This window comes from Sphingobacterium nematocida (assembly GCF_900168125.1).
Lineage (GTDB): Bacteria > Bacteroidota > Bacteroidia > Sphingobacteriales > Sphingobacteriaceae > Sphingobacterium > Sphingobacterium nematocida.
The window spans coordinates 73,773-100,214 of sequence record NZ_FUZF01000021.1 but is presented as its reverse complement, the minus strand read 5'-3'; the positions used below and the strand labels follow the sequence as shown (position 1 = coordinate 100,214).

Below are 26,442 nucleotides of genomic sequence, written 5' to 3'. Positions count from 1 at the left end.
CTTTTCGCCAGGCCCTAAAGCTTTTTTTCGATAACGTCTTTTAAAACCGTAATCTGTAAAGTCTGCTCGGCAACAATCCTTTTGTATTGCGCCAACTCTTTTTCCATTTCCCGCAACTGCTTAAGCTGCGAAACCTCCATACCCGAATATTTGCTCTTCCAAGAATAGAAAGTCCCTTGGCTAATACCATGCTCTCGGCAGATATCCGAAACCGATTGCCCAGCTTCCTGCTGTGATAAAATCTTGATGATTTGTGATTCGCTAAACTTACTTTTTTTCATTGTCCCTAAATTATAAAACTACATTAATAATCGTAGCTATTTTAAGGGAAGATTACAAATCTACCTGTTAATTTAAAAGAAAAACATAAATTGATACCCGCTAGATACGGTATTGCTCTTACTGAAAAAAGCTCAAAGAATATATATTCTTTGAGCTTTTTAAACTTTATAATCTGTTTTGTTAAGAATTAAATTTCGAAAGCCGTTTTGATTTTATCGACATAGTCCAATTTCTCCCAAGTGAACAGTTCAACTTCTACCGTTTTAGTTTCGCCGTTTGAATTCTCGAAAGTTTTGGTAACGGTTTTCGGTGTTCTTCCCATGTGTCCATATGCAGCAGTTTCTGCATACATAGGATTACGTAAGCCTAGTCTTGTTTCGATACCGTAAGGAGTCATGTCAAATAGCTCTGTTATTTTGGTGGCGATTTCAGAGTCCGACAGGTTTACTTTGCTGGTTCCGTAGGTGTTTACATAGATCCCCATAGGGTCTTTAACACCTATGGCATAAGATATTTGTACCAATATCTCCTCTGCAACGCCGGCTGCTACTAGATTTTTTGCGATGTGACGGGTAGCGTAGGCCGCAGAGCGATCTACTTTTGAAGGATCTTTACCCGAGAAAGCTCCACCTCCGTGTGCCCCCTTGCCTCCGTAGGTATCCACAATAATTTTACGGCCAGTAAGACCTGTATCGCCATGTGGGCCACCGATTACAAATTTGCCTGTCGGGTTAATGTGATATTTAATGTTGTCATTAAATAACGCTTGTAACTCCGGTTTGAGCTGAGCTTTGACACGCGGAATTAGAATGTTTTTGATGTCTTCCTTAATTTTGGCTAACATCAGCCCCTCTTCGTCAAAATCATCGTGCTGGGTAGAGATTACAATGGTATCAATACGTAAGGCTTTATGGTCATCGCTATATTCTAATGTTACCTGTGATTTTGCATCAGGGCGTAAGTAGTTAATAGCTTTGTTTTCACGACGCAGTTCGGCGAGTTCGTATAGCAGACGATGGGACAGGTCGAGTGCCAATGGCATGTAGTTGTCCGTTTCATTGTTTGCGTATCCAAACATGATACCCTGGTCACCTGCACCTTGATCTTGTCTGGTTTTACGATCTACTCCTTGGTTGATGTCAGCAGACTGTTCGTGTATCGCTGATAATACACCACAGGAGTTGGCTTCAAACATATATGCAGACTTGGTATAACCGATTTTTTCAATAACTGAACGGGTTATTTTTTGAACATCCAAATATATTTTAGACTTCACTTCTCCAGCTAGAACCACTTGACCCGTAGTTACCAAGGTTTCGATCGCGACACGCGAGTCTTCATCCCAAGCTAGGAAATTATCAATTAATGCATCTGAAATTTGGTCGGCAATTTTGTCGGGATGGCCTTCCGATACCGATTCGGATGTGAATAAATATGCCATATTACAATATTTATGTTTTGTATAATACTATATATCGGTGCACTCCATTGTGTGAAAAAACTTTCATGATTCCATTGAATCACCAACAGAGATGAAAGTTCTTGATGTCCATTGAATACAAACTCTTTCAGAAAAAAGAGAGGGAAATCTTTGAGATTTGAAGCAGCCTACTCTGTATAGAGCGAAGTGAAAAAACAAATAAAAGAATGGTTTTAGCACTTTTTTTCTGTGGTTGCAATCTCCTTTTTTACCTCTTTTTGTGTAAAATGCAAATCAGTCCACCTTTTTAACGGCACAAAGCTACAACTCTTTTGTAACTATTAAAAGCTAATTTTATCTTATCTTTACAAGCCTGACGATATGCATTTATGGAAGATCAAAAGAAGATACTTTTTGTAGTAAACCCAATTTCCGGGGGTAAAAAGAAAACGGCTTTTAATAAAAATGTGCTGGAAGTCCTTGATTTAAAAAAGTTTAATCCCACTTTTCAGCAGACAACAAAGCCTAATCACGCCTATGAGCTTGGAAAAAAAGCTATTGAAGAAAAGTATGATGCAGTTGTTGCGGTGGGAGGAGACGGTACAATCAATGAGCTGGGAGCTTCGTTGATCGGGTCTGGTATTCCTTTGGGCATTATTCCAGAAGGTTCTGGCAATGGATTGGCCCTTTATTTGGGGATTCCGATGAATGAGACGGCCGCAATACGTCGATTAAATAGATTTGAAACTGTTGATGTGGATTGTGGCACCGTAAACGATAAGCCTTTTTTCAATATTGCGGGGCTTGGCTTTGATGCCTCGGTGAGTGACCGCTTTGCGAATGATTCTATTCGCGGGCCAATTGGCTATTTGCGATCTGTTGTTAATCTGCTTGGGAAGTATAAGCCCTTTCATTATAAGTTGACTATAGATGGTAAAACCTATGAAAGGGAAGCTTTTATGATTTCGGTAGCAAATTCGCCGCAATATGGTAATAATGCATACATTGCGCCCAATGCTTCTGTCAGTGATGGCGTACTTGATGTATGTATTGTACATAAATTTCCATTGTATATTCTACCTATGATGGTTTACCACCTATTCAATCGTTCTGCTGATCAGTCGGATTACGTCGAGATTATTCCTGGGAAGGATATTCTGATAGAGCGGGACGATGACGGTCCAGTACATGTCGATGGCGAGCCTTTAGCGCTTCCCGGAAATCTAAAAATAGAGGTAAAGCCGAGTTCGTTGAAGATTATATGTTAACTCACAGTGATAAAGGTGACAAAGGTTATGATGGTGATGAAAGGCTCCTCGTAACTTACATCACTTTTATTAACTTCTAATAACTTTAAAATAAAAATGGCAAAGCAAAAAAAACAGCAATACGAAGGTATTGTATATTCGACAGACAGCTCTTTTTCATATGAGGAGAATTTGGAGTCAGAGCAAGATACATTGCCTAATAAGCAGCAAAAATTGAAGGTTCTTTTGGACCGTAAGTCAAGGAAGGGCAAAGTTGTTACAATTGTCGAAGGTTTTATAGGAAAAGATGCCGATTTTCAAAACTTGGCTAAATTGTTAAAGCAGAAATGTGGTGTCGGTGGATCTGCAAAAGACGGCGAGATTTTGATACAAGGTGATTTTAAGCAAAAAGTTTTTGATATCCTTAGTGCAGAAGGGTATGGCGTAAAACAAGTAGGTGGTTAGCGCAATTTTTGTTTTATAAATGCGTTAGTACAAGGAGATTAGCTGATTAAAAGGCGTCTAAGAATAAATATGTTGCAACAATCAAAGTGAGTGGTGGCTTACTTATTTTATCGAGTTAACTATTTATTAATTTGCATATCAAAAAAAAAATAGTTTTTATTGCATAATATTCACAGGATGGAAACATTTAATTTAGGGATGTATTGAGGATATGATTGCCGCTGATGCTCATCCGTCAAGACATTTTGAAAGAGTATAAAATTAGATGCGAAAAAATTTGACTTTTGTAACAAAATAGTATATTTGTTTTGACAGACTTCAAAATGACGCAGTAAATATTGCATAAATTGAATTAAACAATAATAATTAAACAACAGTAAAAATCTAAAATTTAGTAAAAATGGCAAACGCACCAAAAACTACTAGTCCAGCAAAACAAGAAAGTGGCAATTCAGGTAACTTATTTGCAAGCTTATCTATCGTAATTTGTTTCATTATCGGTTATTTGATCTGGAAATTCGTGATGGGTAATCCAGCAAACTTTATTGATAATAATCCAGAAAACCAACCTCTTCCAGGTAACTATGGTGGTATGGTTTATCACGCAGGGGTAGTTGTACCTATCTTATTAGGTTTATTTTTGATGGTATGGGTATTCGCTATTGAGCGTTTTATCGTTATCGGAAAAGCATCAGGAACAGGTAATGTAGGTAACTTTGTTCGTAAAGTACAATCGTTATTAAAAACCGGAAGCATTGATACTGCAATTGCAGAGTGTGACAAACAAAAAGGTTCTGTTGCTAATGTAATTAAAGCAGGATTGTTGAAATACAAAGACGTTGAAGCTAACCCAGGCTTAGATGCAGAAAAATCAGCATTAGCGATCCAAAAAGAAATTGAAGAGACTACAGCATTAGAAATGCCGATGTTGGAGAAAAACTTAAATGTATTAGCTACATTGGTTTCTATCGGTACATTAACAGGTCTATTAGGTACAGTAACAGGTATGATCAAGGCCTTCTCGGCATTGGCAACAGGTGGTGCACCAGATTCAGCGAAATTAGCGAACGGTATCTCTGAGGCCCTTATCAATACAGCTACAGGTATCGCGACTTCTACATTTGCGATTGTAATGTACAATATCTTAACTGCAAAAATCGACAAATTAACTTACTCTATCGACGAGGCTGGTTTCTCAATCGTACAAACGTACGCTGCAAACCACAAATAAGATGTTGAATAAAACTTTTACTTTTTTTATGGAAAGTGAAAGTTGAAAGCATCATTAAGAAAAAGAAGAAGAGTTGTTAATTTAAAAAGATTAAAGAAATGGGTAAAGCAAAAGTAAAAAGAGCCAGTACATCGATCGACATGACGGCGATGTGTGACGTATCTTTCTTGCTTCTTACGTTCTTCGTTCTTACAGCAACTGCAAGACAACAAGAGTCATTGATAGTTGACGCGCCACATTCCTTTTCTGAGGCAAAATTGCCAGACGGAAACGTAGCGATGATCACTGTTGGCGATGAAGGAAAAGTCTTCTTTCATATGTCAGATCAAAACGTGCGTGTACAAGCATTACAGCAAATGGGCGCTTTGTATGGTATTGAATTTACGCCAGAAGAATATGGCAAATTCAAATCGATGGAAGATTTTGGTGTGTCAATGAAGACAATGAAAACATTGTTGGCTGCAGCATCAGAGGATAGAACGGCTGATAAGCAAAAAGGTATTCCGGTAGATTCGACAATGAATGCCTCAAATGAGTTGTCTGCTTGGGTAAAGCAAGCTCGATTGGCGTCGGCAAAGATATTAAAAGATAAGGCTATCGAAAGTGGTGGCGATCCAGATGATATCGAGCTTATGACAGTCGCAATCAAAGCAGATGCTGATGAGAAGTTTCCTAGTTTGAATTTAATAATTGAAACATTACGTAATCAGAAGCAAAACAAGTTCAGTTTCGTGACTGGTCTTAAGGCTGATAAATAAGATAGAAGCAAATGGCAGAATTAAATCAAGACTCTGGTAAGGGCGGCAAAGGCGGAAAGGTTAGATCCAAGAAAAATGGAGGTAAGGTAGATCTTACAGCCATGGTTGACTTGGCGTTCTTACTGATCACGTTCTTCATGTTGACCACTTCCTTGAACAAGCCTCAAGCGATGGACGTCGCGATGCCGGATAAAAACGTAGAAACTGACAAGCAGACTGACGTTGATGTAGATGAGCATCGTAGTGTTACTTTGATACTGGGATCTGATGATAAGATCGTTTGGTACCAAGGAGATGTGAAAAAGCCTATTCAGGAGCCGGCTGTGATCGATTATAGTAAGGATGGCCTACGTGCTGTGCTTATGAAAATGAAACAAGTCGTTCCTAAACAAGCAGGAGGCAAAGACATGATCGTAGTGATACGTCCTAGTGAAAAATCAGTAACTAGAAATATCGTTGATGCTTTGGACGAAATGAAGATTGTCGATGTAAAGCGTTATATGATATCTAATCGTATCATGACCGAAGAAATTGAGCTATTGAAAAAAGATAATTTATATAACGACTAGTCAGGTATATAGTTATCATTAAACAGAATTAATATGTTTGAAAAATTAAATATATTTAGAAAAGAGTGGCTTGATGTTGTCTTCGAAAACAGGAATAAGGCTTACGGAGCATACGAGCTGCGTAAGTTAGGACCTAAAGCGACAAATACGGCATTGCTTATTGTGATGAGTATAGTTGCAGTCTTTAGTATTCCCTCTGCAATGAATCTAAAGCTTTTTTCTGGAAATGATGCTCCTAAAGAAGAGGTGGCATTTACAGAAGAGGTTACTTTAGAAGATTTGGCGGAGAAACTTCCTGAAGAAGAAGAGAAACCACCAGTGCAAGAAGAAGCTCCTAAAATCGCTGAGTCAAAACCAGCGTTGGACGTTGTTGCATTGCCAGAAATCAAGCCAGTGCCTAAGGAAAAGGCCGTGGAACAAGAAGTAGCAACTGTGGAAGAAGCTACAGATAAGAAAAAGCTTATCGGTCCTGTTGCCATGAAAGGTATGAAAGGTGGTAGCATCACTACCGAAGGTAAGTGGGGTACAAAAGATGTAGCAGGATCTGCTACAGGTAGTACCAAAGGTGTTGAAGGCGGTACGGGTACAGGAGACGAAATTTTCGAATCCGTAGAGATCCAACCTGAGCCACCGGGTGGTATGGCAGCTTTCCGTAAATGGATCGGTGACAACTATCAATATCCTTCGGGAGCGATTGATGCAGGCGTAAAAGGAGCTGTTAACGTATCTTTCGTCGTTGAGAAAGACGGTTCTTTGACAGATATAAAAGTAATCCGTGACTTATCATACGGTACCGGACAAGCTGCTATCAATTTGTTGAAGAAAGCAAAGAAATGGAGCCCGGGTATTCAGAACGGACGACCAGTACGTGTGGCTTATACGTTGCCTATTCGTTTGGACTTAACAAATATGTAATGAGTGTGAGTAACAACTCAAGAATGAATAAATTTAGACAGAAATCGCCGACACAGCGATTTCTGTCCATTTTAGGCCTATGCATGTTTCTCTTTTACTTTGCTTTGGGGCTAGCGATTATCTTCTGGAAACAGTTTCCTTTAGAGATCGATAAGACGTATAAAAATATGTTCGGAGCATTGTTGATCGTGTATTCATTTATGCGTTTTGCACGGCTTTGGCAAAATAATTTTTTACGTTAAATAATTTTGGTGATTAAACTTTTTAATAATCCTTAAATCTTAATGACAATGAAAGGCTATTTCTACATAATTTTTGCAACGATGTTGACTACTTTTTTTTCTGGTTGTTCTAACAACAAGAAGGAAAAGAAAGACGATATTCTTGCGGGAGAATTGCCCGTTGTAGTGGATGAAACGTTGTTGCCATTGTTCTTGGAACAAAAGGAGGTTTTTGAAAGTTCGTACTATAATGCTAAGATTAAGGAAGTGGCAAAGCCGGAGGTTCAGGCGGTTAATAGTCTTTTAAAAGGAGATGTTGCTTTCGCTGTTTTGGCTAGAACGTTAACCGATGAAGAACAAAAGGGGTTTGAAATACGTTCTCTTAAGCCACGGGTGTACAGTTTGGCATATGATGGCATCATTTTAGTAGGTAATGTTGCTGATGCCGATTCAAGTATTCGTGTAAGTGATGTTGTAGAGCTTATAAAAGGCAATAAAGCCCGGAGTTTTTCGTTAGTCTTTGACAATCTAAACTCCAGCGTCTTTCGTTATTTTAGAGAATTAGGAAATATAGAGAAAGCGGCTAATACATATGTAACAACGAAGGCTGGTGCAAACGAAGTTTTGCAGGAAATTGCTGAGAATAGAGGGAAGGTAGGTCTGATCAGCTACAATCAGTTTTTATCTTTAGAAAGTTCTTTTAGAGAAAAAGATAAAATTCGTATCTTGAGCGTGCTTAACGAAAAATCAAAGGCTATACAGTATGTAAAACCGTCGCAAACGACGCTTGCTACAGGCGAATATCCTTTAAAACGAGAAATTTTTGTGTTGAATTACCAACCGAATCTCGGATTGGGGATTGGTTTTTCAGCATTTATGACAGGAGATCGAGGACAACGCATTGTCTTAAAATCAGGGTTATTACCTTTTACAATGCCCGGTCGCGAGATAATAATTAGAGATAATATAAATTAGTAAACAACTAAGAACACAAAATAAAATTATGACAAAAAGCAAATTATTTTTGAGTTTATTAATGGCTGGGGCTGTAGTTGGTACAGCAAGTGCTCAAAGTTTGAAGGATGCTCAGGCGGCGATGGATGCGGAGCAGTATGATAAGGCTAAAAGTATTTTGCAAAATTTGGTCGAGAAAAAGGCTAAAGATGGCGAAAACTACTTTTACTTGGGACAGATTTATTTGATTAATGAGAAAGCAGATTCTGCAGCTATCATTTTCAACAATGGTTTGACAAACGCTCCTAAAGAGCAGTTGAACAATGTTGGTTTAGGTATTGTTGATTTAAAGAAAGGCAATGCTTCGGCGGCCGAGTCAAAGTTCGCTACAGCAACAGCTACTCTGGGTAAGAAGGATTATTTGCCTTTATACTATATCGGACGCGCTTATATCGATGCACCGAAGCCTGATTATGCAAAAGCAGTTGATTATTTAACACAAGCGAAAGCGAAAAATGCGAAAGACGCTTTAATTCCTGTCGCTTTGGGCGATGCATATATCGGAATGGGGCAAAGATCGAGTGAGGCTTATGTTGCTTACCGTGACGCACTAAATATCGATCCTAATTTGGTAAAAGCTAAGGTTCAACAAGCTTTAATTACACGCCGTGCATTTGCTTTTGACGAAGCGCTGGAACAATACAATACAATTGTTGCTGAGTATCCGAACTATGGACCAGTATACCGCGAAATTGCCGAGACGCAACTGCAAATAGCGAAGCGTATGCCGGACAATACAGACGAAGAAAAGACGGCTTACGAGGCACAAGTGGCTAAAGCGGTAGATAGTTACAAGAAATATTTGCAAGTAACAGGAGATATGTCTCCGGAGGCAAACGTGCGCTACGCTGACTTCTTGGTATACGGCCAGAAATATGATGAGTTAAAAACGGTAGCTGAGAAATTGGCTAATGTACCGGGGGTAGATGCGAAAGTATTCCGTTATTTAGGATTGATCGCAGTTAACCAAGATAAGGATTATACAAAAGGGGTAGAATACTTCGGTAAGTTGTTCGCTAATGCAGAGGCAAACCGACTGATCGATATTGATTATCTTTTCTCTGGTCTTGCATACATCGAAACTGGTGATTTAGCAAAGGGATTACCTAACTTGCAAAAGGCGTTGGAAATGAATCCGGAAATGATGGCGGAGATCGGTTCTGCAGGTATGGTTGCTTTTAATCAAGGCAAGTATGATGTGGCTGCAGGTATTTTCAATATTCCAGCTCAGAAAGCGGGTACTGATTTTTACTACGAAGCAAATCAGTTCTTAGGTATGGCAAATTTCCGTGCAGGTACTGCTAAGAAAGGAAAGGAAGAGGATGCTACGAAGGAATTCAACGATGCAATCAAGGCATTTGATGTGATCATTAAATCCAACGATCAAAAAGTTTACGACGAATATTTGGTGCAGGCCTTATATATGACAGGTTATTCCAATATGAACCTGGATGTTGTTAATCCAGAAACTCCTGAATTGACAAAAGGTCTTTTTGTTCCTGCTTTTGATCAATTGATCAAAGTATTGAAAGATAAAGAAGCCGCAGGTACAACATTAGATGAAGATCAGATTACAAAAATAGTAGAAGCTTATAATAATGTGGGCTATTTCCACTTGCTAAAAGGCGATAATGCGAAGGCATTACCGTATTTTGAAAATGCTTTAAAGTACAGTCCTGAAGATGAGACAGCTAAGGCTTATTTGGATTATCTAAAAAGCTAAGCTAGATCGGCTATAAATAAGATAAAAAGGGGAACTGACTGTCAGTTCCCCTTTTTATTTGGGATAAATTTCCTATTTTTGTTTATATAACTGAGACTTAAACTTATAGCATGGAAAATGTACAAATAGAGAATATGCCAGTTGATTATTTGCCTATTCTGATTCAATTAGCTGTAGCCACGGGATTTGGTGTTCTTACCATTGTCGGTACACATCTTTTGGGGCCTAAAGTGCGATCAGAAAAGAAACTTTCCTCTTTTGAATCCGGGGTAGAAGTTATAGGTAATGCCCGTCAACCTTTTTCGATTAAATACTTTCTTGTAGCCATCCTTTTTGTGATTTTCGATATCGAGGTCATTTTTATGTACCCTTGGGCCGTGAATTTCCGTGAGTTTGGGGTAGAGGGATTAATAGAGATGTTTGTCTTTATGGGGATGTTGCTTTTAGGCTTCATTTATGTCATCAAAAAGAAGGCACTCAATTGGGATTAGAATAGTTCTAAATAGTAATCCTGGGCTTCAATACAGGATTTAAAATATTATATTGAGCCAAGATATAAACTACGGAAAGAAAACAACTAATTATGAGCAAAGTTACTTTAGCTGAGGCGCCTCCGGGCGTAGAAGGCGCTGGATTTTTTGCTACTTCATTGGATAAAGCCATCGGTTTGGCGCGAGCTAATTCTTTGTGGCCACTACCTTTTGCTACTTCTTGTTGTGGGATAGAATTTATGGCTACAATGGGGTCGACTTACGATTTGGCACGTTTTGGTGCTGAGCGGCCCAGCTTTTCTCCTCGTCAGGCAGATATGCTTTTGGTGATGGGGACTATTGCCAAAAAGATGGCTCCGGTATTGCGACAAGTATATATACAAATGGCCGAACCGCGTTGGGTAATTGCTGTCGGTGCTTGCGCATCTAGTGGAGGTATTTTTGATACCTATTCGGTGCTGCAGGGAATAGATGAGATTATTCCTGTAGACGTATACGTCCCCGGTTGCCCTCCTCGTCCAGAAGCGATTTTGGATGGTGTGCTTAAGCTGCAGGAGATCGTAAAAAATGAATCCCTGAATAGAAGAAATACCCCGGAGTATAAAGCATTATTAGAAAAGTACGGAATAGAAGCAAACAATGGATAAGTTGGACAATCAGGTCATAATAGATCGACTTCAGGCTGTTTTTAACGATAGTGTTCGTGTGTTGGGAGAGCCTCATGGTTTATTGACTATAGAGACAGATGTAGCGCATGTTTTAGAGCTGTTGGCGTTTGTTAAGAATGACGAGATACTTCGACTGAATTATTTGACAGACATTACTGCTGTTCATTATCCGGATCAGGAGAAGCAGTATACTGTCGTATATCACCTTCACAACCTTTTCCAGAATATTCGTATTCGTATTAAGGTTTTTGTTGGCGGTGAGCAGCCGACAGTACCATCTGCAACTGCAGTATGGAAAGGTGCAAATTGGATGGAAAGGGAGACTTATGATTTTTTTGGAATCCACTTTGAAGGACACCCGGATTTGAGACGAATTCTGAATATGGACGACCTGGATGTCTTTCCGATGCGGAAAGAGTATCCACTGGAGGATCCTAACCGAATAGATAAGAAAGATTTTTATTTTGGCCGTTAACTTCAAGTGTAGATTAAGATGAGTAACCGAATAACCAAGATAACCCCAAATAGCCCAGTTTTTTTTGATAATGATCCACAAGACGAGTTGATAACACTCAATCTTGGGCCTACACATCCTGCGACGCATGGTGTTTTTCAGAACGTGTTGCAGATTGATGGCGAGCGGATTGTAAGTGGAGTCTCTACTATTGGCTATATACATCGTGCTTTCGAGAAAATAGCAGAGCACAGACCCTTTTATCAGATTACTCCATTGACAGATCGTTTGAATTATTGTTCGTCCCCGATCAATAATATGGGGTGGCATATGACAGTGGAGAAACTTTTGGATATCGAGATCCCAAAACGTGTACAGTATATGCGTGTGATCGTAATGGAGCTTGCTCGTATCGCCGATCATATTATCTGTAATGGAATTTTGGGGGTGGATACAGGTGCATTCTCCGGATTTCTATATGTTATGCAGGAACGGGAGTTTATCTACGAAATATTTGAAGAAATCTGTGGTGCGCGGTTGACAACAAATATTGGACGTATAGGTGGATTCGAACGGGATTTTAATGAAATCGCTTTCGAAAAGATAAGAACGTTTCTAGAACGATATCCACCGGTGTTAAGTGAGTTCGAGGAGCTTTTTGTTCGTAACCGAATTTTTATAGAACGTACTTCGGGTGTGGCAGCAGTTACACCAGAGCAAGCCCTTGATTACAGCTGGTCTGGACCTATTTTACGGGCTACGGGTGTAGACTACGATGTGCGCGTTACGGCTCCTTATTGTTCTTACGAGGAGTTTGATTTTGACGTTCCTGTGGGTACAACTGGTGATGTTTACGACCGATTCATGGTGCGTAATGCGGAGATGTGGCAGTCTATGCGTATCATCGAGCAAGCGCTAGAGAAAATAGAAAAGGAACCGAAAGGGGTGTTTCATGCTGATGTTCCGGAGTTTTATTTGCCGCCCAAAGAACAGGTTTATAATAATATGGAGGCTCTGATCTATCACTTCAAAATAGTGATGGGTGAGTGGGATACACCAAAATCAGAGGTTTATCATGCTGTTGAGGGAGGAAACGGGGAGTTGGGTTTTTATTTGATACATGATGGTGGACGTACTCCCTATCGCTTACACTTCAGAAGGCCATCTTTTATCAATTATCAGATGTTTGCACCCATGAGTAGTGGAATGTTAATATCGGATGCGATTATCAATATGAGTAGTTTAAATGTAATAGCTGGAGAATTAGATGCTTAGTATACAAGAGAACCAACCGATAGAATTTTCTGCAGCGCTTTTGGATCAGTTCGGAGAGATTGTTTCTCGCTATCCCGAAGGTCGTCAAAAGTCTGCATTGTTGCCTATCCTTCATCTGGTGCAAGCGGAGTATGGATGGTTGAGTACAGCAGGTATGGATAAGGTAGCTGCTTATCTTCATATACAACCTATTGAGGTGTATGAGGTGGCCACTTTCTATACCATGTATTTTTTAAAGCCTCAGGGCAAGTATATGTTGGAGGTGTGTCGTACTGGACCGTGTTGCTTGGTCGGTGCCGAAAAAATCATGAAGCATATAGAAAATCGCTTAGGCGTAGAGGAAGGCGAGGTTACAGCGGATGGGTTATTCTCCTGGCGGGGCGTAGAGTGTGTGGCTGCTTGCGGCTATGGGCCAGTATTACAGATTGGACCTGAATATACTTTTTATGAGAATTTGACCGAAGAAAGTGTGGATCAACTGATTGACAATTTGCGAAATAAGGCGAAACAGCAAGCTTAATACCTATGAGACGTAAATTATTATTAGAGCATATTAATGAGCCAGGTATTCAGACCTTTGATGTATATCGTCAAAAGGGGGGGTACCGAGCCGTAGAAAAGGCATTGAAAAGCATGTCTTCAGATGATGTGGTTGAGGAAGTCAAGAAATCTGGACTGCGTGGTCGAGGAGGAGCGGGATTCCCAACAGGGATGAAATGGAGCTTCTTAGCTAAACCAGAGGGAGTACCCCGTTATTTGGTCTGTAATGGTGACGAATCGGAGCCCGGAACTTTTAAGGACCGTTACCTCATGACTCATATCCCACATGCTTTGATCGAAGGTATGATTGTGTCCAGTTATGCTTTGGGCGCGAATACTTCGTATATCTATGTACGTGGTGAGATGATGCCACAAATAAGGATTCTTGAGCGAGCTATTGCAGAAGCTAAAGCGGCTGGTTTCGTAGGGAAGAACATTTTAAACTCAGGCTTTGATTTAGAAATTTACGTACAGCCTGGAGGCGGAGCATATATCTGCGGTGAAGAGACCGCTTTGTTGGAATCATTGGAAGGTAATCGTGGTAATCCACGTATTAAACCTCCTTTCCCCGCTGTGGCGGGTTTGTATGGGTGTCCAACAGTTGTTAACAACGTCGAATCTATTGCCTCTGTAGTGCCTATCATCAATGATGGAGGCGAAGAATACGCAAAAATCGGAATCGAGCGCAGTACCGGTACGAAGCTTATCTCCGCGGGAGGAAATGTAAATAACCCTGGCGTGTACGAGATTGAATTAGGAGTACCTGTCGAAGAATTTATCTATTCTGATGAATATTGCGGAGGCATAGCTAATGGCAAGCGTTTAAAGGCATTGGTTGCAGGTGGTTCTTCTGTTCCGATCTTGCCCGCCAATCTAATCTGTAAGACTATCAATGGAGATGCCCGCTTGATGACCTATGAATCGTTAGCTGATGGCGGGTTTCAAACAGGAACTATGATGGGCTCTGGTGGGTTTATTGTATTTGATGAAGATCAATGTATTGTTCGTAATACTTGGAATTTCACGCGTTTTTATCACCACGAGAGCTGCGGGCAGTGTTCGCCTTGTCGTGAGGGTACGGGATGGATGGAGAAAGTGTTGCATAAAATAGAACATGGACAGGGTACGATAGATGATATTGATCTATTATGGGATATCCAGCGTAAGATAGAAGGGAATACTATTTGTCCTTTAGGCGATGCGGCGGCTTGGCCTGTTGCAGCGGCAATTAGACATTTTAGGGATGAATTTGAATGGCATGTCCTGCACCCTGAGGAATCACAATCTCGGAATTATGGACTAGCACATTATGCTGATCCGATAAAACCTGTAGCACAGTAAAAGCCGTAATTATATAGTAGAAAGCAGAAACGATGGCTGAAGAAGTTGTAAAATTTAAAGTAACAATCGATGGTATACCTGTAGAGGTAGATCCAGGGACTACTATTCTCAATGCAGCGCGTCAGATCGGTGGGGATATTGTCCCACCAGCGATGTGCTATTATTCTAAGTTGGAGGGGACCGGCGGTAAATGCCGCACCTGTCTGGTTAAAGTTTCGAAGGGTTCTGAGAAAGACCCTCGGCCTATGCCTAAGCTGGTTGCGTCTTGTCGTACCACAGTTATGGATGGAATGGAGGTTCAAAATATTACATCACCAGATGTGGTTGAGGCCCGAAAAGGGGTAGTGGAAATGCTTTTGATCAACCACCCTTTAGACTGTCCCGTATGTGATCAGGCTGGTGAGTGTAAATTGCAGGACTTAGGGTATGAGCATGGCGATGAAGGTACACGTTACGAATTTGAACGTCGTACGTTCGAACGTATTGATATCGGAGACAAGATACAATTGCACATGAATCGTTGTATTCTCTGCTATCGTTGTGTGTATGTCGCCAATCAGCTTACTGAAGAACGGGAACATGGTGTATTGAATCGGGGAGATCATTCGGAGATTTCTACCTTCATACACAAGGCTCTTGATCATGATTTTGTAGGCAATGTTATTGACGTGTGTCCCGTGGGAGCTTTGACGGATAAAACGTTCCGGTTTAAAAACCGGGTATGGTTCACGAAACCTGTGGATGCACATAGGGACTGTCCGACTTGCGCTGGCAAAGTAACACTTTGGTATAAAGGTGACGAGGTGTTACGGGTCACAGGTAGAAAGGATGAGTACGGTGAAGTTGCCGATTTTATATGTAACACTTGTCGTTTTGAAACAAAACATACTGGGGATTGGATATTGGACGAGCCTACTCTTGTAGAGCAGGAATCTGTCATCGGAGCTAACCATTACCTGGAGTTTAATCCTCCGGCAGTAATTCAGGAAGATAAAAAATTGCAGCTGGCGAATGAAGAACAGTTGGCTAGAACAGAACGTTTAAAGTAAATTGAGCGATGGAAGCAGGTTTTATTTTAGAAAAATTAATTTTAGTAGTCATCGTATTTACCATCACTTTGGTAATAGCGATGTACTCCACGCTTGCAGAGCGCAAAATAGCCGGTTTTATGCAGGATCGACACGGTCCGAATAGAGCTGGTATCTTTGGCCTTTTGCAGCCCCTATGCGATGGCGGTAAGTTCTTTTTTAAGGAGGAAATTATTCCTTCTGGAGCACACAAGCCGCTCTTTATTCTGGGACCGGTAATAGCTATTATTACGGCATGTATTAGTTCGGCGGTGATCCCTTGGGGGCAGGAATTGGCCATTAATGGAAAAGTAATCTCTTTGCAGGTCGCTTCGGGAATCAATATCGGTGTGCTTTATATGTTTGGTGTTATCGCATTGGGCGTGTATGGTATTATGCTCGGTGGATGGGCGTCTAACAATAAGTTCTCTTTAATGGGGGCTATTCGTGCGGCTTCTCAAAGTATCAGTTATGAGATCGGTATGGGGTTGTCCTTGATTGCTTTATTGATGGTGACTGGGACATTGCAATTGGAGGATATCGTAGCGCAGCAGTCCGGATTTGTCAATTGGAATATCTGGGTGCAGCCGCTGGGTTTTTTGATTTTCATCACTTGTGCTTTCGCGGAATGTAACCGTGTTCCTTTTGATTTACCAGAATGTGAGACCGAACTTGTCGGGGGGTATCATACCGAGTATTCTTCGATGAAGCTAGGACTTTATATGTTCTCGGAGTACATTAATATGTTTGTATCATCAGCACTGATGGCGGCGTTGTACTTCGGCGGTTATAATTTTCCATTCATGTACGAGCTTGGGTTATCACAGAATTGGATAACAATTATAGGAGTATTAGTTTTCTTTTTAAAGATATTCGGTTTCATCTTTTTCTTTATGTGGATACGGTGGACATTGCCGCGTTTCCGCTACGACCAATTGATGAATTTGGGATGGAAGATATTGATTCCATTAGCCATTGCGAATATCGTGTTGACAGGTATAATCACAGTAATAAAGGATACTTATTTTTAAAAATCGTGACGTTGGAGATGAGAGTGAGGAAGTATGCAGACCTCCGTCACTATCATCACAATCATCACTTTTGTAACTTTAAAAACTATGCAATCATTAAGCAATAGAAAGAAAGTAATTGAGCAGAAGCCAATGAATATATGGGAACGGATGTACCTGCCGGCTATTGCCAAAGGGCTGTCTATTACCATAAAACATTTTTTCAGGAAGATCCCAACGATTAAGTATCCTGAGGAGATACGCCCTTATTCAAAGAATTTTAGGGGGCAACACTCTCTGAAGCGGGATGAACAGGGGCGTGAGCGCTGTACTGCTTGTGGGCTATGTGCTTTGTCGTGTCCTGCTGAAGCGATCACGATGATCGCAGCAGAGCGCCAAAAGGGGGAAGAACACCTTTATCGAGAAGAGAAGTATGCCGCGGTTTATGAAATAAATATGTTGCGTTGTATTTTTTGTGGTCTTTGCGAAGAGGCTTGCCCTAAGGAAGCAATATACCTCGATGGGCCGCATGTTACTGCGGATTATTTACGTGGAGATTTTATATATGGCAAAGATAAATTGGTGGAGCCAAAATTTGATATTACGAAACTAAACAGAGAAAACGCCTAAGCAGATGACTATATTCTATTTTGTTGCCTTTTTGTCTATTTTCTTTGCGCTGATGACCATCTTCACAAAGAACCCTGTGCATAGTGTACTTTACTTGGTTATTACCTTTTTCACCTTTACGGTGCACTACATTTTACTGAATGCACAATTTTTGGCCGTTGTCAATTTCATCGTTTATATGGGTGCGATTATGGTCTTGTTTTTATTTGTCTTGATGCTGCTCAACCTTAATAAAGATACCGAACCAATGAAATCAAGCTTGGTCAAAGTTATGGGAGCGGTAGCTGGGATGTGCATGCTGGCTACATTCTTGGGCGCTTTCAAGGTGATCGAGAGCAACAATGAATTTGTGACAGGTAATACTGATGTAGGACTTGTAAAAAACTTGGGTAAGGTTTTGTTTGACGAGTTCTTGCTACCGTTTGAGTTATCTTCTATATTATTGTTGACAGCGATGGTTGGAGCGATATTGTTGGCTAAAAAAGAAACGAAAGAAGCATAATGGATAATCTTATTCAAAATATACAAGGGATACCATTGAATCATTATTTGATTTTTTGCAGTATCATTTTTGCAATCGGCGTCATTGGTGTATTGATCCGTCGTAATGTGATTATCATTATGATGTCGATAGAGCTTATGCTCAACTCGGTCAACTTGCTGTTGGCTGCCTTTTCTGCCTATCGTGGAGATGCCAGTGGGCAGGTTTTTGTGTTTTTTATCATGGCATTAGCAGCGGCTGAGGTTGCGGTCGGTCTAGCTATTGTAATCATGGTTTATAGAAATACAAAGTCGGTAGACATTGAATCGTTAAGTAAATTACGTTGGTAAAAATTAAGTAGAACTAGCTATATGATCGAACTAATTTGGTTGATACCTTTACTACCCCTGATTGGATTTGTAGTCAATGGAATAGGACGAAATATTCTTCCTAAAAGCGTCATCGGTACGCTCGGTAGTGCTGTGGTACTGGTATCTTTTGTGTTGAGCTGTCTTGTATTTGGCGAGGTGTTAGCTGCTCGGAATGCCGGGCAAGAATCTGCGTTTGCATACCATTTATTCGACTGGATTCGGGTAGGTAATTTGGATATCAGTTTCTCTTTCTTGGTAGATCCTTTGAGCGCATTGATGTTGCTTATTGTTACGGGAATAGGATTTTTAATTCATTTGTATTCGATCGGATATATGAATCACGATGCAGGATATGGTAAATTTTTTGCTTACCTGAACCTGTTTATCTTCTTTATGCTGTTGTTAGTGTTAGGATCTAACTATTTTATTATGTTTATCGGATGGGAAGGGGTCGGCCTATGCTCGTATTTATTAATTGGGTTCTGGTACAAAAACTCCTCCTATGCTTCTGCCGCAAAAAAAGCCTTTGTGATGAACAGAATAGGAGATCTTGGTTTTCTAATCGCTGTTTTTGCTATTATCGCGACATTTGGATCATTGGAATTTGATGTTGTATTTAAACAAGCGTCTACTTTTCCTATAGGTGACGCGACTCTTCTGTTGATTACGCTATTGTTGTTTGTGGCGGCTACAGGAAAGTCCGCGCAGATTCCTCTATTTACCTGGTTGCCCGATGCGATGGCAGGACCGACTCCGGTTTCGGCATTGATACATGCTGCCACAATGGTTACAGCGGGTATTTATATGATCGTTCGCTCGAATATCTTGTTTACCTTGTCGCCGGTCACGATGCAGATTATCGCAGGCATAGGTGTATGTACGGCATTGGTAGCTGCTTTTATAGCCATCACGCAGAATGATATTAAGAAGGTCTTGGCCTATTCCACAGTTTCACAATTGGGTTATATGTTTTTGGGGCTTGGCGTTGGAGCCTTTACAGGGGCTTTTTTCCACGTCCTTACGCATGCTTTTTTTAAGGCTCTACTTTTCTTGGGTGCAGGTTCGGTAATCCATGCGATGAGTGATGAACAGGATATGCGACATATGGGAGGGCTTAAAAAGAGTTTGCCAGTGACGTATTTGACAATGTTGATAGGGACGATTGCTATTTCTGGAATACCTCCTTTATCAGGGTTTTTCTCTAAAGATGAGATTTTAGCGCATGCTTTTCTTTCCAGCCCACTGTTATGGGGACTTGGGTTTTTAGGTGCATTATTAACAGCCTTTTATATGTTCCGGCTGTTGTATCTGACGTTTTTTGGAGAATTTAGAGGAACAGAGAATCAAAAAAGTCATTTGCATGAATCGCCGGTTACGATGTTGTTTCCCTTGGTTATACTCGCCATATTGGCTGCAGGGGGAGGGCTATTGAATGTGCCCGAAGCTTTGGGTGGAAGTAATTGGTTGGCGAATTTCCTAGATCCGATATTCGCTTATAGTAACAGTCGGATAGAGGCCGTTCATATTGATCATAATACAGAATATATGTTGATGGGAGCATCAGCTGTGGCTGCGTTGATCATGGCAGTTGTCGCATACTCAACTTACGTGAAGAAGCGGAATATACCTGGTGCTGATGGTCAAGAACAAGGATTGTTGTATAAGCTTTCCTATAATAAACTTTATGTGGATGAGCTGTACGATCTTGTATTCGTCCGTCCATTAAACGCGCTTTCTAAATTTTTGTACAACGTGATCGACAGAGCTGGAATAGATGGTTTTGTGAATGGCTTAGGTTCCTTTTTTATGTCTTCGGGACGTGGAATCCGACAGCTACAGACCGGACACGTTGGTTTTTATATCTTTATGATGGTCATTGGGGTTATTGCTATCCTTTTGTACGGTTTTTTGAATGTATAGCTATTTGTAATCGAAGTAATCCATGAATAACCTATTTATACTGCTGTTACTCCCTCTTGTAAGTGCTATAGTTTTAGCATTTGTGAAGTCTTCGTCTTCTGCCAAGGGGTTTGCTTTGGGCTTGTCTGTGCTACAGTTGGCATTGACTGTTCCTTTTTTATGTCAATTTGTTCCTGATGCGAGTATTCAATTTGAACAATCCTTTGATTGGATTAAGAGTCTCGGGATAAGATTTCATATTGGATTGGATGGTATCAGTTTGCCGTTGGTCCTGTTGACGAATGGATTGATTCCGTTGATTGTGCTTTCTACTTTTGGTAAAAGCTTTAAAGGTAATTTTTATGCCTTAGTATCCTTTATGCAGACGGGCCTCCTCTTGGTTTTCGTTGCTTTGGACGCCTTCTCTTTCTACGTAGGATGGGAGGTCGCTCTGATCCCAATTTATTTTATATGTGCGCTTTGGGGTGAAGGCGACCGCATTCGTGTAAATCTAAAGTTCTTTATTTATACGTTTTTTGGATCTTTACTGATGTTGATCGCGATTATTTATCTTTATCAGCAGACTCCTACGAAAGATTTTGAATGGACATCATTTACCGCACTCTCGCTACAGGATGGTACGCAGCGGTGGATTTTTTGGGCTTTCTTTATAGCGTTTGCTGTTAAGATTCCTATATTTCCTTTTCATACCTGGCAACCGGATACGTATACCAACGCCCCGACGGCAGGAACGATGCTTCTGGCAGGTATCATGTTGAAGATGGGAACTTTTGGTTTGATTCGTTGGTTAATTCCACTCGCCCCACTGGGCGTAGCGGCTTATGGTCAGATGGCTTTAATCCTTTGTATTATCGGTGTTGTTTATGCTTCTCTTATTGCGTTTAAGCAGAAGGATACAAAACGCCTTATCGCTTATTCCTCGATCGCACACGTAGGATTGATTGGAGCAGGTATTTTCGCTTGGAATCAGGAAGGGCTTCAGGGGGCATTGATGCAAATGGTTAATCACGGTATCAGTGTTATTGGTTTGTTTTTTGTTTTGGATATTATTGCAGACCGTACTGGTACCCGTAGCCTTAAGGAGCTGGGGGGACTCGCAGAACGTATGCCCAAACTGGCTATATTCTTTTTGATTATCCTCATGGGGGCGGTGGGTTTGCCGCTTACAAATGGCTTTATCGGAGAGTTTTTACTGCTTAAGGGTGTTTATGGTGTGGGGCTACTTTATGCTGTTTTTGGAGGTCTCACATTAATTCTGGGTGCAGTATATATGCTGCGTTTATTTCAACGTACAATGTTAGGTGGACGTTTGGAGGAACATGCTGCGATTGTGGATATAAAAGGGCATGAGGTAGTTGTATTGTTCATTGTGGCAATAGGGGTGTTGTATTTAGGCGTGTTTCCAAATGGCCTATTGCATTTGTCAGAGGGATCGGTAATGAAACTCTTACAACAAGTTAAATTTTAAAGCAAGATATAAGTTAATAGATTATGGCCGCGATTATTACGCTTTCGTTATTAGGAATTTTAGTATTGTATTTAGGGCTATTCAAGGCAAAGTCAGCGTTGTTACCTGTATCACTTATAGGCTTGCTGATAGCATTGGGGTTTGAGGTAGCTTTATGGGGGGGGGATGCTCAACCAATATATAATGGAATGGTGGTTTTTGACAACTTTGCTCTTGCTTTTTCCATATTGTGTATTGTCACTACAGGATTAGTAATCCTATTATCCAGGGCTTATTTCAGTGCTATTAGTAATAACGTCGCTGAATACTATTGTTTGATTCTTTTCTCCCTTACTGGGGCACTGATGGTGTGTGCATATCATAACTTTGCTATGCTATTTATTGGTATCGAAGTGATGTCTGTAGCGCTATACATTTTGGTTGGTATACGGAGAACGGACTTTGCGTCGAATGAGGCTTCTTTGAAATATTTCCTTATGGGAGCTTTTTCCACAGGTTTTCTTTTGTTTGGAATAACTTTGTTGTACGGAGCTACAGGAACGTTTGATATTACTGGCGTAAGACAGTATCTGATTGACAATCCGCAGCATATTTCCCCTTATTTTTATGGCGGTGTTTTGCTTCTATTGATCGGGCTTTGTTTTAAAGTAGGGGCTGCTCCATTTCACTTTTGGACCCCTGATGTATATGATGGTGCGCCAATATTGATTACTTCCTATATGAGTACAGTGGTCAAGGTAGCTTCTTTTGCAGGGTTTTTACGTTTGTTTAGTTACGTGTTTGTGCCGTTGCACGATTTTTGGACGCCGGTGCTTCTAGTTGTTATTATCATCACATTGTTTATCGGTAATATTACCGCGATGATGCAAACTAGCTTCAAGCGGATGTTGGCTTATTCCAGTATTTCACATGCAGGATACATGTTGTTTGCTATCGTAGCGTTGGGGGCGACATCTTCTTCTAGTATTTTTACGTATGCGATTGCATATTCATTATCTTCTGTAGCAGCCTTCGCGGGGCTTATTTTGGTTAAGCGTGCCAAAGGGTCTGATCAGTTTATGGCTTTTAACGGTCTTGGAAAAACGAATCCCTTCCTTGCTTTTGTAATCACGGTAGCGATGTTGTCTTTGGCCGGAATTCCGTTGACTGCAGGTTTTATTGGGAAGTTTATGATGTTCAGTACAGTGATGCAGGATTATCATATCATCTTGTTGCTTTTAGCAGTGGTAAATGCGGCAATTGGTGTGTACTACTATTTGCGTGTTGTTGTGCACCTATATTTCAAAACGGCTGAAGATGAGGGGGAGGCTGTCGTGCTTCCGTGGAGTTTTAAAGTTGTCCTAGCTACGGCAGTGGTGTTTACGCTGTTGATTGGCCTTTATCCAGATTGTATTATTAGATTGTTATAATTGTTTTATAAATTCATGATGAAAGCCCTTTTGTAAGGGCTTTTTGTCTTTTTAAGGGGCAAGCGCCACAGACTTACCTATTTTTTGTGCCTATGTGTTTTGAACTTTGGTCACAAGTTGTATCTTTATAAAGGACCATAGTTGATTATGAGAAGATTGGTAGTGCTATTGAGTAGGCATGTTGCGATTTTTATTGTTGTGCTATTGTCGATTGTTCCGACTTTGGCCCAAACCTCTTTAAGGGGGGGAGTCAGAGACGCAATAAGTAAGCGTCCAATTGTGGGTGCTACTATACAGTGTCTGGAATATCCAGAGGGGAGTTCTACAAACAGCAGTGGGAGTTTTTACATGAAACTGGACTCGACAATTCTAGAAATTGTGGTGTCTGCTATGGGCTACAAGAAGAAAAATGTTCTTGTCACTGGAAAAGATAGTACACTGCTGATATATCTTGAGAAGGAAGACCATCTCATTGAGACTGTCGAGATCGTCAAAAGGGGCAAGTATAAGAACAATAACCCGGCAACAGAGCTCATTGACTTGGTGATTCGTAATAAACGTAGAAACCAGCTTACGCATAAAGATAGTCTATACTTCCAACAGTATGATAAAATAAAATTTGGTATGGTGGACCCTCAAAATGGATTCAAGACCAAAATGGGGGACATGAGTTTCTTTTTCAAAGATGTCGATACGACGTCACTTCCGGGACATGAATTACTGACCTTGTATTTGCAAGAGGACCTCTCCGATAATTATATCCGACAACGGCCTACGCGAACTAAAAAAATCATCCGCGCACAACACAAAACGGAATTTGACCCGCGTTATGTCAACAACCCAAATGTAAGCTCTTATCTTAACTACTTGTTTCAACCGGTGGATATTTATGACGAGAGTATATTTTTTATCAATAAGCTTTTCCTTAGCCCTATTGCAGACAATGCGAAGTTGTATTACAAATATTATATCACAGACACACTCCGTACGGAAAAGGAAATTTTTGCTGTCCTCCGATTTGAACCTCGGAATAAAAGTGATCTGCTTTTTAAAGGATCACTTGTTGTGTCCCTGGACGCTCGTTACGCTGTAAAGCGGGCATCGCTGGAAATCGACGAGAAGACAAATATCAGTTGGGTTAATTCTTTTAAAGTTGATCTTTCGTATTTTAAAAACACAGAGGGAGTCATGCTGCAGGATAGTTCGAATGTGTTTGTTGTATTTGGTAGAGGTAAGGTTGATGCTGTATTTGGAGAGCGGTCTAGTGTTCATTATCGTTATGATACGCACCACGTAGCAGCAGAGAATACATTTTCGGGGGCTCCGGTTGAATTACGGTTGGACTCAGGATCGGGGCTGGATGGGCAACGGCCTGTGCCGTTGAGTACGTACGAAGCTCGGACCTATGCGAATATAGATAGTTTAAATGATCTTAAATCTTTCAAAACACTATTGGCTGCCGGCTATCTGGTAGCGCAGGGTTATTATCCGGTAGGGAAATTTGAGCTTGGTCCGTTGGAATATTTGTATCATCGCAATGAAATGGAGGGCGATAGGATTCGATTTGGAGGGCGAACTACAGCGAAATTTTCGGAGAAGGTTTATTTGGAAGGGTATATGGCTTATGGGTTCCAGGATGAACAGTTTAAATATTATTTGCGTACGGCTATTGCGTTAAATGGCAAATCTGTTGCTACTTTTCCAGCACACTATTTAGAGGGATCCGTACAGCGTGATATATTTGAACCAGGAAAAGCCATCGGTTATCTAAAAGGCGATAGTTTTTTTAGAAGCTTTAGGTCGAATAAGCCGACAAAGTGGTTGGATACCGAAGCTTATAGGTTTGGACATGTTGTCGAGTTTGGAAATCATTTTAGCTTATCAAGCACCTTTACGCATCAAAAGCGAACAGCTATTGGTGATTTACGGTTTGTGTTAACCGCAGATAGCACGAAATCTCTGGCAAATATTAATACGAACGATGTACAGTTTACCTTGAGATGGGCCCCCTTCGAGAAATTTTACTATAGAAATTTGCAACGGCGCACAATTATAGAAAGCCAGCCCGTGTTTAGTCTGCAGTATAACAAGGGGCTTGATGGCTTTTTTGGCGGTGCTTATAATTATGATGCCTTACGTTTCTCTGCTTCCAAACGTTTTTTTATGAATCAGCTCGGGTTTGCTGATATTACGTTTACTGCCGGAAAGATTTGGGGTACTTTACCTTACCCGCTATTAGAAATGCCGAACATACAGGAGATGAAAGATCGGCATACGATATCGTATGAAATGACAAACTCAATGGAGTTTGTGGCAGACCAGTTTTTGAAACTTTCCTATGATCACGAATTGAATGGCTTTCTTTTAAATAAATTGCCCTTGATCAAAAAGCTGAGATTCAGGGAGATCTTTGGCGGGCGTATGTTTTATGGACGGTTATCAGCGAACAATAACCCAAGTATCAGTGATAAGGTGGTGTACTTTGATACTCATAAAGAGGGATATACCGTAACTCATGCACTTCAAAAAAGCCCTTATTGGGAGGGATACGTAGGACTTGATAATATTCTAAGTATATTCCGGGTACAGTATTTTTATCGTTTTAACTACCGATATCATCCGAATATAACTAACGAACGATTTAAACTATCATTAAACTTTAATTTTTAGAGCTATGACGGCATACCATACAATTTTAGTGGAAAGAGAGGGAAAGACTGCAGTTGTTAAGATAAACAGAGAGGCAAAGTTGAATGCGCTTAATAAAGAGACGTTGGCTGAGTTGAGTGCTGTTTTAGATATGTTGGCTGAAGACGTGACCGTACGGGGAATCGTCTTAACGGGCGCAGGAAATAAGTCTTTTATCGCGGGGGCTGATATCTTGGAGTTTGAGGGTATGGATGGAGCCTCTGCAGAACTTCTCGCAATAGAGGGGCAACGAAACGTAATGGATAAAATTGAAGCTTATCCAAAACCAGTTATAGCGGCAATCAATGGTTTTGCATTGGGGGGTGGGCTTGAATTGGCACTTGCTGCTCATATGCGTATTGCGAGTTCGACTGCAAAGTTGGGTTTGCCAGAGGTGTCTTTGGGATTAATCCCTGGATATGGGGGGACACAACGGTTACCTCAATTGGTGGGAAAGGGGAGAGCTTTTGAAATGATTATGACGGGTGATATGGTGAACGCTGAGGAAGCTTTGGCCTATGGCTTAGTAAATTATGTTGTGGAGGGGGATGAGCTATTAGGGAAGTGTTATACATTGCTGGAGCGGATTTATTTACGATCGCCTAAAGCAATTGCGGCAACCATAAAGGCTGTCAATACGGGTGTTTTAGACCCGAGGGAAGGTTTTCAGAAAGAGATGGCTCTTTTTGGTGCTTGTTTTGATACGGATGAGGCGAAGGAAGGGATTCGAGCTTTTTTGGAGAAAAGAAAGCCAAATTTTTAAATGAATAGAGTCTTCTTGTAG

Annotated in this window: 27 protein-coding genes; 25 read left to right on the top strand and 2 right to left on the bottom strand. The window is 40.7% G+C overall.

Annotation, left to right across the window (positions count from 1 at the left end):
* Positions 1-14: 14 nt before the first annotated feature.
* Positions 15-281: an IS66 family insertion sequence element accessory protein TnpA gene (gene tnpA / locus B5X76_RS18670; protein ID WP_079645444.1), complete on the bottom strand. Its 267-nt coding sequence runs from the start codon at positions 279-281 to the stop codon at positions 15-17.
* Between the two features lie 188 nt (positions 282-469).
* Entirely contained in the window at positions 470-1,723 is a 1,254-nt protein-coding gene (metK, locus tag B5X76_RS18665; RefSeq protein ID WP_079645443.1) for a methionine adenosyltransferase, read from the bottom strand.
* A 368-nt stretch (positions 1,724-2,091) separates the two neighbouring features.
* On the opposite strand from metK, the gene B5X76_RS18660 reads away from it, so the two are divergent.
* The 25 genes from B5X76_RS18660 (at position 2,092) to B5X76_RS18540 (ending at position 26,421) form a co-directional block, all read left to right on the top strand.
* Positions 2,092-2,970 carry a diacylglycerol/lipid kinase family protein gene (locus B5X76_RS18660; protein WP_079645442.1) on the top strand — a complete coding sequence of 293 codons (879 nt, stop codon included), beginning with the start codon at positions 2,092-2,094 and terminating at the stop codon, positions 2,968-2,970.
* Positions 2,971-3,066: 96 nt separating this feature from the next.
* Positions 3,067-3,414, top strand: coding sequence for a translation initiation factor (locus B5X76_RS18655; RefSeq protein WP_079645441.1), 348 nt, complete (start codon positions 3,067-3,069; stop codon positions 3,412-3,414).
* A 400-nt stretch (positions 3,415-3,814) separates the two neighbouring features.
* A complete protein-coding gene (locus B5X76_RS18650) occupies positions 3,815-4,645 on the top strand; it encodes a MotA/TolQ/ExbB proton channel family protein (RefSeq protein WP_079645440.1) in 831 nt (276 codons plus the stop codon).
* Positions 4,646-4,743: 98 nt separating this feature from the next.
* On the top strand, positions 4,744-5,403 hold the full coding sequence (locus B5X76_RS18645) for an ExbD/TolR family protein (RefSeq protein ID WP_079645439.1): 660 nt from the start codon (positions 4,744-4,746) through the stop codon (positions 5,401-5,403).
* A gap of 11 nt (positions 5,404-5,414) precedes the next feature.
* On the top strand, positions 5,415-5,972 hold the full coding sequence (locus B5X76_RS18640; RefSeq protein WP_079645438.1) for an ExbD/TolR family protein: 558 nt from the start codon (positions 5,415-5,417) through the stop codon (positions 5,970-5,972).
* Between the two features lie 33 nt (positions 5,973-6,005).
* On the top strand, positions 6,006-6,887 hold the full coding sequence (locus B5X76_RS18635) for an energy transducer TonB (RefSeq protein WP_079645437.1): 882 nt from the start codon (positions 6,006-6,008) through the stop codon (positions 6,885-6,887).
* 23 nt (positions 6,888-6,910) lie between these two features.
* Positions 6,911-7,129, top strand: coding sequence for a hypothetical protein (locus tag B5X76_RS18630; RefSeq protein WP_079645449.1), 219 nt, complete (start codon positions 6,911-6,913; stop codon positions 7,127-7,129).
* Between the two features lie 48 nt (positions 7,130-7,177).
* Positions 7,178-8,083, top strand: coding sequence for a PstS family phosphate ABC transporter substrate-binding protein (locus B5X76_RS18625; protein ID WP_176141133.1), 906 nt, complete (start codon positions 7,178-7,180; stop codon positions 8,081-8,083).
* A 28-nt stretch (positions 8,084-8,111) separates the two neighbouring features.
* Complete coding sequence (locus B5X76_RS18620; protein ID WP_079645435.1) at positions 8,112-9,845, top strand: tetratricopeptide repeat protein; 1,734 nt, start codon at positions 8,112-8,114, stop codon at positions 9,843-9,845.
* Positions 9,846-9,955: 110 nt separating this feature from the next.
* The gene (locus B5X76_RS18615; protein WP_079645434.1) at positions 9,956-10,336 is read left to right on the top strand and encodes an NADH-quinone oxidoreductase subunit A; all 381 of its coding nucleotides are present in this window, start codon (positions 9,956-9,958) and stop codon (positions 10,334-10,336) included.
* Positions 10,337-10,428: 92 nt separating this feature from the next.
* Positions 10,429-10,983, top strand: coding sequence for an NADH-quinone oxidoreductase subunit B (locus tag B5X76_RS18610; RefSeq protein ID WP_079645433.1), 555 nt, complete (start codon positions 10,429-10,431; stop codon positions 10,981-10,983).
* Positions 10,976-11,479, top strand: coding sequence for an NADH-quinone oxidoreductase subunit C (locus B5X76_RS18605; protein ID WP_079645432.1), 504 nt, complete (start codon positions 10,976-10,978; stop codon positions 11,477-11,479). Before B5X76_RS18610 ends, B5X76_RS18605 begins: the two co-directional genes overlap by 8 nt.
* A gap of 18 nt (positions 11,480-11,497) precedes the next feature.
* Positions 11,498-12,733 (top strand): NADH-quinone oxidoreductase subunit D, encoded by a 1,236-nt coding sequence (locus B5X76_RS18600; RefSeq protein ID WP_079645431.1) that lies wholly within the window; start codon positions 11,498-11,500, stop codon positions 12,731-12,733.
* A complete protein-coding gene (locus tag B5X76_RS18595; protein ID WP_079645430.1) occupies positions 12,726-13,253 on the top strand; it encodes an NADH-quinone oxidoreductase subunit NuoE family protein in 528 nt (175 codons plus the stop codon). Before B5X76_RS18600 ends, B5X76_RS18595 begins: the two co-directional genes overlap by 8 nt.
* A 5-nt stretch (positions 13,254-13,258) precedes the next feature.
* Positions 13,259-14,614 (top strand): NADH-quinone oxidoreductase subunit NuoF, encoded by a 1,356-nt coding sequence (gene nuoF, locus B5X76_RS18590; RefSeq protein ID WP_079645429.1) that lies wholly within the window; start codon positions 13,259-13,261, stop codon positions 14,612-14,614.
* A 32-nt stretch (positions 14,615-14,646) separates the two neighbouring features.
* Positions 14,647-15,663, top strand: a complete 1,017-nt coding sequence (locus tag B5X76_RS18585) for an NADH-quinone oxidoreductase subunit G (protein WP_079645428.1) — start codon at positions 14,647-14,649, stop codon at positions 15,661-15,663.
* 8 nt (positions 15,664-15,671) lie between these two features.
* Positions 15,672-16,712, top strand: a complete 1,041-nt coding sequence (gene nuoH / locus B5X76_RS18580) for an NADH-quinone oxidoreductase subunit NuoH (protein ID WP_079645427.1) — start codon at positions 15,672-15,674, stop codon at positions 16,710-16,712.
* A gap of 87 nt (positions 16,713-16,799) precedes the next feature.
* Positions 16,800-17,321 carry a NuoI/complex I 23 kDa subunit family protein gene (locus tag B5X76_RS18575; protein ID WP_079645426.1) on the top strand — a complete coding sequence of 174 codons (522 nt, stop codon included), beginning with the start codon at positions 16,800-16,802 and terminating at the stop codon, positions 17,319-17,321.
* Positions 17,322-17,325: 4 nt separating this feature from the next.
* A complete protein-coding gene (locus tag B5X76_RS18570) occupies positions 17,326-17,823 on the top strand; it encodes an NADH-quinone oxidoreductase subunit J family protein (RefSeq protein WP_079645425.1) in 498 nt (165 codons plus the stop codon).
* Positions 17,823-18,152: an NADH-quinone oxidoreductase subunit NuoK gene (nuoK, locus tag B5X76_RS18565; RefSeq protein ID WP_079645424.1), complete on the top strand. Its 330-nt coding sequence runs from the start codon at positions 17,823-17,825 to the stop codon at positions 18,150-18,152. The genes B5X76_RS18570 and nuoK overlap by 1 nt, the downstream gene beginning before the upstream one ends.
* Before the next feature lie 21 nt (positions 18,153-18,173).
* Entirely contained in the window at positions 18,174-20,093 is a 1,920-nt protein-coding gene (gene nuoL, locus B5X76_RS18560; RefSeq protein ID WP_079645423.1) for an NADH-quinone oxidoreductase subunit L, read from the top strand.
* 22 nt (positions 20,094-20,115) lie between these two features.
* Positions 20,116-21,561, top strand: a complete 1,446-nt coding sequence (locus B5X76_RS18555; protein WP_079645422.1) for a complex I subunit 4 family protein — start codon at positions 20,116-20,118, stop codon at positions 21,559-21,561.
* 23 nt (positions 21,562-21,584) lie between these two features.
* Complete coding sequence (locus B5X76_RS18550; RefSeq protein ID WP_079645421.1) at positions 21,585-22,970, top strand: NADH-quinone oxidoreductase subunit N; 1,386 nt, start codon at positions 21,585-21,587, stop codon at positions 22,968-22,970.
* A gap of 147 nt (positions 22,971-23,117) precedes the next feature.
* Positions 23,118-25,640, top strand: coding sequence for a DUF5686 family protein (locus B5X76_RS18545; protein ID WP_139375393.1), 2,523 nt, complete (start codon positions 23,118-23,120; stop codon positions 25,638-25,640).
* Positions 25,641-25,644: 4 nt separating this feature from the next.
* Positions 25,645-26,421: an enoyl-CoA hydratase/isomerase family protein gene (locus B5X76_RS18540; RefSeq protein ID WP_079645420.1), complete on the top strand. Its 777-nt coding sequence runs from the start codon at positions 25,645-25,647 to the stop codon at positions 26,419-26,421.
* Positions 26,422-26,442: the final 21 nt, after the last annotated feature.

Excerpts from the sequence above, each read along its gene's own strand:
- B5X76_RS18595 (WP_079645430.1), top strand. The coding sequence starts at position 12,726 with ATGCTTAGTATACAAGAGAACCAACCGATAGAATTTTCTGCAGCGCTT.
- B5X76_RS18575 (WP_079645426.1), top strand. The coding sequence starts at position 16,800 with ATGCAATCATTAAGCAATAGAAAGAAAGTAATTGAGCAGAAGCCAATG.
- B5X76_RS18550 (WP_079645421.1), top strand. The coding sequence starts at position 21,585 with ATGGCCGCGATTATTACGCTTTCGTTATTAGGAATTTTAGTATTGTAT.
- nuoF (WP_079645429.1), top strand. The coding sequence starts at position 13,259 with ATGAGACGTAAATTATTATTAGAGCATATTAATGAGCCAGGTATTCAG.
- tnpA (WP_079645444.1), bottom strand. The coding sequence starts at position 281 with ATGAAAAAAAGTAAGTTTAGCGAATCACAAATCATCAAGATTTTATCA.
- B5X76_RS18645 (WP_079645439.1), top strand. The coding sequence starts at position 4,744 with ATGGGTAAAGCAAAAGTAAAAAGAGCCAGTACATCGATCGACATGACG.
- B5X76_RS18640 (WP_079645438.1), top strand. The coding sequence starts at position 5,415 with ATGGCAGAATTAAATCAAGACTCTGGTAAGGGCGGCAAAGGCGGAAAG.
- B5X76_RS18605 (WP_079645432.1), top strand. The coding sequence starts at position 10,976 with ATGGATAAGTTGGACAATCAGGTCATAATAGATCGACTTCAGGCTGTT.
- B5X76_RS18610 (WP_079645433.1), top strand. The coding sequence starts at position 10,429 with ATGAGCAAAGTTACTTTAGCTGAGGCGCCTCCGGGCGTAGAAGGCGCT.
- B5X76_RS18615 (WP_079645434.1), top strand. The coding sequence starts at position 9,956 with ATGGAAAATGTACAAATAGAGAATATGCCAGTTGATTATTTGCCTATT.
- B5X76_RS18625 (WP_176141133.1), top strand. The coding sequence starts at position 7,178 with ATGAAAGGCTATTTCTACATAATTTTTGCAACGATGTTGACTACTTTT.
- B5X76_RS18630 (WP_079645449.1), top strand. The coding sequence starts at position 6,911 with ATGAATAAATTTAGACAGAAATCGCCGACACAGCGATTTCTGTCCATT.
- B5X76_RS18600 (WP_079645431.1), top strand. The coding sequence starts at position 11,498 with ATGAGTAACCGAATAACCAAGATAACCCCAAATAGCCCAGTTTTTTTT.
- nuoL (WP_079645423.1), top strand. The coding sequence starts at position 18,174 with ATGATCGAACTAATTTGGTTGATACCTTTACTACCCCTGATTGGATTT.
- metK (WP_079645443.1), bottom strand. The coding sequence starts at position 1,723 with ATGGCATATTTATTCACATCCGAATCGGTATCGGAAGGCCATCCCGAC.
- B5X76_RS18620 (WP_079645435.1), top strand. The coding sequence starts at position 8,112 with ATGACAAAAAGCAAATTATTTTTGAGTTTATTAATGGCTGGGGCTGTA.
- nuoK (WP_079645424.1), top strand. The coding sequence starts at position 17,823 with ATGGATAATCTTATTCAAAATATACAAGGGATACCATTGAATCATTAT.
- B5X76_RS18650 (WP_079645440.1), top strand. The coding sequence starts at position 3,815 with ATGGCAAACGCACCAAAAACTACTAGTCCAGCAAAACAAGAAAGTGGC.
- B5X76_RS18570 (WP_079645425.1), top strand. The coding sequence starts at position 17,326 with ATGACTATATTCTATTTTGTTGCCTTTTTGTCTATTTTCTTTGCGCTG.
- B5X76_RS18540 (WP_079645420.1), top strand. The coding sequence starts at position 25,645 with ATGACGGCATACCATACAATTTTAGTGGAAAGAGAGGGAAAGACTGCA.
- B5X76_RS18585 (WP_079645428.1), top strand. The coding sequence starts at position 14,647 with ATGGCTGAAGAAGTTGTAAAATTTAAAGTAACAATCGATGGTATACCT.
- B5X76_RS18635 (WP_079645437.1), top strand. The coding sequence starts at position 6,006 with ATGTTTGAAAAATTAAATATATTTAGAAAAGAGTGGCTTGATGTTGTC.
- B5X76_RS18655 (WP_079645441.1), top strand. The coding sequence starts at position 3,067 with ATGGCAAAGCAAAAAAAACAGCAATACGAAGGTATTGTATATTCGACA.
- B5X76_RS18555 (WP_079645422.1), top strand. The coding sequence starts at position 20,116 with ATGAATAACCTATTTATACTGCTGTTACTCCCTCTTGTAAGTGCTATA.
- nuoH (WP_079645427.1), top strand. The coding sequence starts at position 15,672 with ATGGAAGCAGGTTTTATTTTAGAAAAATTAATTTTAGTAGTCATCGTA.
- B5X76_RS18545 (WP_139375393.1), top strand. The coding sequence starts at position 23,118 with ATGAGAAGATTGGTAGTGCTATTGAGTAGGCATGTTGCGATTTTTATT.
- B5X76_RS18660 (WP_079645442.1), top strand. The coding sequence starts at position 2,092 with ATGGAAGATCAAAAGAAGATACTTTTTGTAGTAAACCCAATTTCCGGG.